Origin of the sequence: Streptomyces sp. MBT65, assembly GCF_016612545.1 — a bacterium.
In the GTDB taxonomy this organism is placed as follows: Bacteria; Actinomycetota; Actinomycetes; order Streptomycetales; family Streptomycetaceae; genus Streptomyces.
In genome coordinates, this window is the sequence record NZ_JAENRY010000436.1 from 1 (window position 1) to 5,087 (window position 5,087).

Here is a 5,087-nt window from a genome sequence, read left to right on the forward strand (position 1 = left end):
AAAAGCGGGCGGCCCAACGGTCACTTCGAAACGAACGCGACGAAATCACCCCAAACGGGAGCGGAGAGGGCCGGCTCCATACTCAGCTTGGAAGCAACCCCAGCCACTCTGAGTGACCTGAATCAAGAGACCGCAGCCCCTCCCAACTTCACCGTTCTGCTGTCCCCCACGCCCCGGGGCGCCCGCCTCGCCCGGCTGCTCGCCACGGAGCAACTCCGTTCCTGGGACGTGCCGTTGTGTACGTCGTCGCCGGAACGCTCCGTATCGAGGTGTCGGACCCCGGGGGGATCGGCTGCCGCGGCTTCAACTCGGGGAGCCCGATGGCGAGTCGGGGCGGGGGCTGCTGCTCGTGGATGCGCTCGCGGACCGGTGGGGTGTCGCTCCGGGGCCGCATCCGCGCAAGACCGTCTGGGCCGAGGTCAGGGTGTGAGGAGGGTGGGGTCCGTCCCGAGTGCGACGTCTTTCGTCGGCTCGACCGCCGCCGTGCGGCCCGGGGCCGTGTGGTACTTCCAGTACAGGTTCGTGTGGGCGATGACCTGGTCCGGCGGCGGCGCGCCCCAACGGCTCAGGTCCGACGTGGTGTGGGCGTCGCCGACGAGCGTCACGTCGTAGCCACGGACGAACGCGCCGTGGAGCGTGGAGCGGATGCAGGCATCGGTGGATGCGCCGGTCACCACCAGGCGTCCGACCCCGGCCTCGGCGAGTACCTGTTCCAAGGACGTGTCCTCGAAGGAGTCGGGGTAGGTCTTGGGGACGAGGGGTTCCTGGTCGCGGCGGGTCAGTTCGGGGACGTACTCCCAGGCCTCGCTGCCGATCGGCACGTTCTCGTCGGAGTGCTGGATCCAGACGACCGGGACGCCTTCCTCGCGGGCCCTGTCGACGAGCGCGGCGATGTTGGCGACGACCGCGTCACGCTCGTACGCGTCCGCCACGACGCCGACCTGGACGTCGATCAGGAGGAGTGCGGTGTTGGGGCGTTCTGTGAGTGTGGTCATGCTGAACACGCTAGTTCGGCCCACTGACATCCGCTCGGCCCACGACCGACGCGATCTGCCGCGCCACCCGAACTCGGTGACGCGGCAGATCAGTTGCCCGGTGCCTCAGTGCCTCGCGGCAGCCGCCTCAGGCCCGGACCAACTCCCGGTCCTCGTCGGGATCCGAGTTCTCGGCGTCGAGGTCGCGCAGGCCCTCGCCCTCGACGTCCACGTTGGGCAGGATCCGGTTCAGCCACTGCGGCAGCCACCACGCCCGCTTGCCGAGCAGTGCCAGCACCGCGGGGACGATCGCCATGCGGACGACGAACGCGTCGAAGAAGACCGCGACCGCCAGGCCGAAGCCGATCATCTTGACCATGGACTCGCTGGAGGTGATGAAGCCCGCGAAGACCGCCATCATGATGACCGCCGCGGCGGTGACGACCCGGGCGCCGTGCTTGAATCCGGTGACGACGGCCTGGCTGGGCTTCTCGCCGTGGACGTACGCCTCGCGCATGCGGGTCACGAGGAACACCTCGTAGTCCATCGCCAGGCCGAAGACCACACCCACCAGGAAGATCGGCATCATCGACATGATCGGGCCGGTCTCCTCGACGCCGATCAGGCCCGACAGCCAGCCCCACTGGAAGACCGCGACGACCGCGCCGAGCGAGGCGAGCACGCTGAGCAGGAAGCCGAGGGCCGCCTTCAGGGGGACCAGGATCGAGCGGAAGACCACGATCAGGAGCAGGAACGCCAGTCCGACCACCAGGGCCAGGTACGGGATCAGGGCGTCGTTGAGCTTCTGGGAGAAGTCGATGTTCATCGCCGTGGTGCCGGTGACCAGCACCTGCGCGTCCGTGTCGGCCTTGATGCCGGCGCCCTCGCCGCGGATGGAGTGCACCAGGTCCTCGGTGGTCACCGACGACGGCTTGGAGTCGGGCACGACGGTGATCGTCGCGGTGTCCCCGGCCTTGTTGAAGACCGCCAGGCTGACCGAGACCACGTCGTCGAGGGTCTTGATCTTGTCGGTCACCGTGGTGGCCGCCGCCTTGGGCGCGTCGCTGTTCTTGGCGTCCACGACGATCATCAGCGGGCCGTTGAAGCCGGGACCGAAGCCCTCCGCGAGGAGGTCGTAGGCCCGTCGCTGGGTGGTGGACGTCGGCTGCGAGCTGTCGTCGGGCAGGCCCAGCTGGAGCTGGCTGGCCGGCAGCGCGATCGCGCCGAGACCGAGCACGCTGAGGATCAGGACCGCCGCGGGACGCCGTACGACGAAGCTCGCCCAGCGGGTGCCCATGTTCGGGCGGGCCGCCTTGGCCGCTTCCTTCGCGCTGCCGCCGCCCAGCCACTTGGCCTTCTCGCCGGTGGGCCTGATCCTGCGGCCCGCGTAGCCGAGCAGCGCCGGGATCATGGTCAGCGCGATGAGCACCGCGACCACGACCGTGCCCGCCGCCGCGACGCCCATCTTGGTGAGCATCGGGACGTTGACGACCGCGAGTCCTGCCAGCGCGATGACGACCGTGAGGCCGGCGAAGACCACCGCCGAGCCTGCGGTGCCCACGGCCCTGCCCGCCGCCTCCTCGCGTTCGCGGCCCTCGGCCAGCTCGGCGCGGTAGCGGGAGACGATGAACAGCGCGTAGTCGATGCCGACGGCGAGGCCGATCATCAACGCCAGCGTCGAGGTCGTCGAGCCCAGGTCCAGCGTCTTCGCGAGGACCGTGATCGTCGAGACGCCGATCCCCACCCCGATGATCGCCGTCAGCAGCGGCAGGCCGGCCGAGACCAGTGAGCCGAGGGTGATGAGGAGGACCACGGCGGCCAGCGCGATGCCGATGATCTCGCCGACGCCCATCTCCGCGGCGGCCTGGAGCGCGTCACCGCCGACGTCCACGGTCAGCCCGGTGGCCCGGGCCTGGGCCGCGGTGTCCTCCAGCGCGTCCTTGCTGGAGTCCTTGAGTTCCATGCCGGCGACGTCGTACTTCACCGAGGTGTAGGCGACCGTCCCGTCCTTGCTCACGGCGTTCGTGGTGAACGGGTCGGAGACGGAGACGACTTCGGAGCCGTCGGTCAGCTCCTTCACCGTCTTCTCGACGGTCGCCCTGTTGGCGGCGTCGGTCATCTTCTCGCCGCTCGGCGCCTTGAAGACGACGCGCGCGGTGGCGCCGTCCGAACTGGAGCCGGGGAAGCGCTGGTCGAGGAGGTCGAAGGCCTTCTGGGCCTCGGTCCCGGGTATGGAGAAGGAGGTGGAGCCCGCTGCGGGCGCGCTGGCCGCGCCGACTCCCGCGAGGGTCAGCAGGGCGATCCAGATGAGGGCGACGAAGTGGCGTCGCCTGAAGGCGAGACGGCCGACTTTGTAGAGGAACGTGGCCACGAGGGCGTACTCCCGGTCAGGTCGTGGGGTTCTTCGGGGCAGGGGTGATCAGCCGGTTGGGGACACGGGTGATCGGCCCGACGACGTGAGCGGTTACGTCAGGTGGGCGTGCTGGGTGGTGCGGGGTGTGTCAGGTGGTGGGTGCGCCCAGTGCGGGGAGCACCACGGCGTCGATGTACGACAGCAGGAAGGCCTGGGTGGGCGGCTGCTCGTCGATCATGGTGCGGGCGGCGAACCCGCCGATCATCATGTGCACGATGTACTCGATCGCCGGGTTGTCGGCACGGATCTCACCCCGGTCGATCGCCCGCCGGAGCATCGTCTGGAACTCCGCCATCTCGGGTTCGACGAGGTGTTCCCGGAACGCCTTGAGGAGGTCCGGGTTGCCGTGCATCGCCATGGCCAGGCCCCGCATCAGCGCGGAGTTCTGCTCCATCTCGCAGTCGTCCGACCGCATCGTGAGGGCGTGGAAGTCCCCTCTGAGCGAGCCGGTGTCGACCGTGGCGGCCGATGTGCCGGGCTTGTTGTGCCGCACCGCCTTGGCCACCAGCTCGGCCTTGCCGCCCCACTGGCGGTAGAGCGTCGCCTTGCTGGACTTGGTGCGGGCCGCTACGGCGTCCATGGTCAGGGCGTCGTAGCCGACTTCGCGGAGCAGGTCGAGCACGGCCGAGTACAGCTCGGCCTCGCGCTCGGGTGTGATGCGACTGCGACGCGCCGTTGCGACTTCAGTCATGCGACTCACCTTCCCAGCTCCGAACGACACGGTTTCGTACATGACGAATGTAGCGCACCTCTCTACGAAACGAAACCGTTTCGTACGTGTGCTGGGTCACCCGTCTCACAGGTACCGGTGAATTTTCATAAGTTGCTCCGGTCCGTCCCCCGGAAAAGCATAGGGAGGTGAGCTATCTGCGCCTGCCGCACCTCAACGGCGACCTCCTGAGTTTCGTGGCCGAGGACGACCTCTGGCTGGCCCCGCTCGACGGCAGGGGCCGCGCCTGGCGGCTCACCGTCGACCGTACGAAGGTCGGCCACCCCCGTTTCTCGCCCGACGGCCGCCACATCGCGTACACGACCTGGCGCAGTCTGGTGCCGGAGATCCATCTGGCGCCGGTCGAGGGCGGTCCCGGCCGCCGGCTGACGTACTGGGGCAGCCCGGACACCCAGGTCTGCGGCTGGACCCCGGACGGCGACATCCTCGCCGTGGCCTCGCACGGGGAGCCGTTCTCCTATTTCACCTGGGCCCACAAGGTCCCCACCGACGGCGACCCCGGCGGCCGGCTCCCCTGGGGCCCGGTCTCCGACATCCAGCTCGCCGACCTCGGCGGCGAACAGCAGACCCTCCTCCTGACCGGCACCCCACCGCACGAACCGGCCGCCTGGAAGCGCTACCGCGGCGGCGCGATGGGCCGCCTCTGGCTGCACGGCCGCCGCCTGCTGGCCGACCTCGAAGGCCACCTCCACTCCCCGATGTTCGTCGACGGCCGCATCGCCTTCCTCTCCGACCACGAGGGCATCGGCAACCTCTACTCCTGTTCCCACGACGGCTCCGACCTCCGCCGCCACACCGACCACGACGCCTTCTACGCCCGGCACGCGGCGAGCGACGGCACCCGGGTCGTCTACCAGTGCGCCGGTGACCTGTGGATCGTCGACGACCTGTCCCCCGCCTCGGTCCCGCGCAAGCTGGAGGTCCGGCTGAGCGGTCCGCGCGCGGGCCGCTCAGCCGGACCTCCAGCTTG

3 protein-coding genes and 2 pseudogenes are annotated in these 5,087 nt (G+C 69.5%); 2 read left to right on the plus strand and 3 right to left on the minus strand.

Features of this window, described 5'->3' with window-relative positions; genetic code table 11:
- Nucleotides 1-117 precede the first annotated feature (117 nt).
- Nucleotides 118-430, plus strand: a pseudogene (locus tag JHN63_RS53565) (ATP-binding protein).
- On the opposite strand, the gene JHN63_RS47395 reads toward JHN63_RS53565, so the two are convergent.
- The 3 genes from JHN63_RS47395 to JHN63_RS47405 all read right to left on the minus strand — a co-directional run bounded on the left by JHN63_RS47395 (nucleotide 420) and on the right by JHN63_RS47405 (nucleotide 4,078).
- Complete coding sequence (locus JHN63_RS47395; RefSeq protein WP_200691336.1) at nucleotides 420-995, minus strand: cysteine hydrolase family protein; 576 nt, start codon at nucleotides 993-995, stop codon at nucleotides 420-422. The pseudogene JHN63_RS53565 and the gene JHN63_RS47395 overlap by 11 nt on opposite strands.
- Nucleotides 996-1,122: 127 nt before the next feature.
- On the minus strand, nucleotides 1,123-3,345 hold the full coding sequence (locus tag JHN63_RS47400) for an MMPL family transporter (protein ID WP_200691337.1): 2,223 nt from the start codon (nucleotides 3,343-3,345) through the stop codon (nucleotides 1,123-1,125).
- 130 nt (nucleotides 3,346-3,475) lie between these two features.
- A complete protein-coding gene (locus tag JHN63_RS47405) occupies nucleotides 3,476-4,078 on the minus strand; it encodes a TetR/AcrR family transcriptional regulator (RefSeq protein WP_200691338.1) in 603 nt (200 codons plus the stop codon).
- A gap of 167 nt (nucleotides 4,079-4,245) precedes the next feature.
- Between JHN63_RS47405 and JHN63_RS47410 the strand changes: the two are divergent.
- Nucleotides 4,246-5,087, plus strand: a pseudogene (locus tag JHN63_RS47410) (PD40 domain-containing protein); the annotation flags it as partial.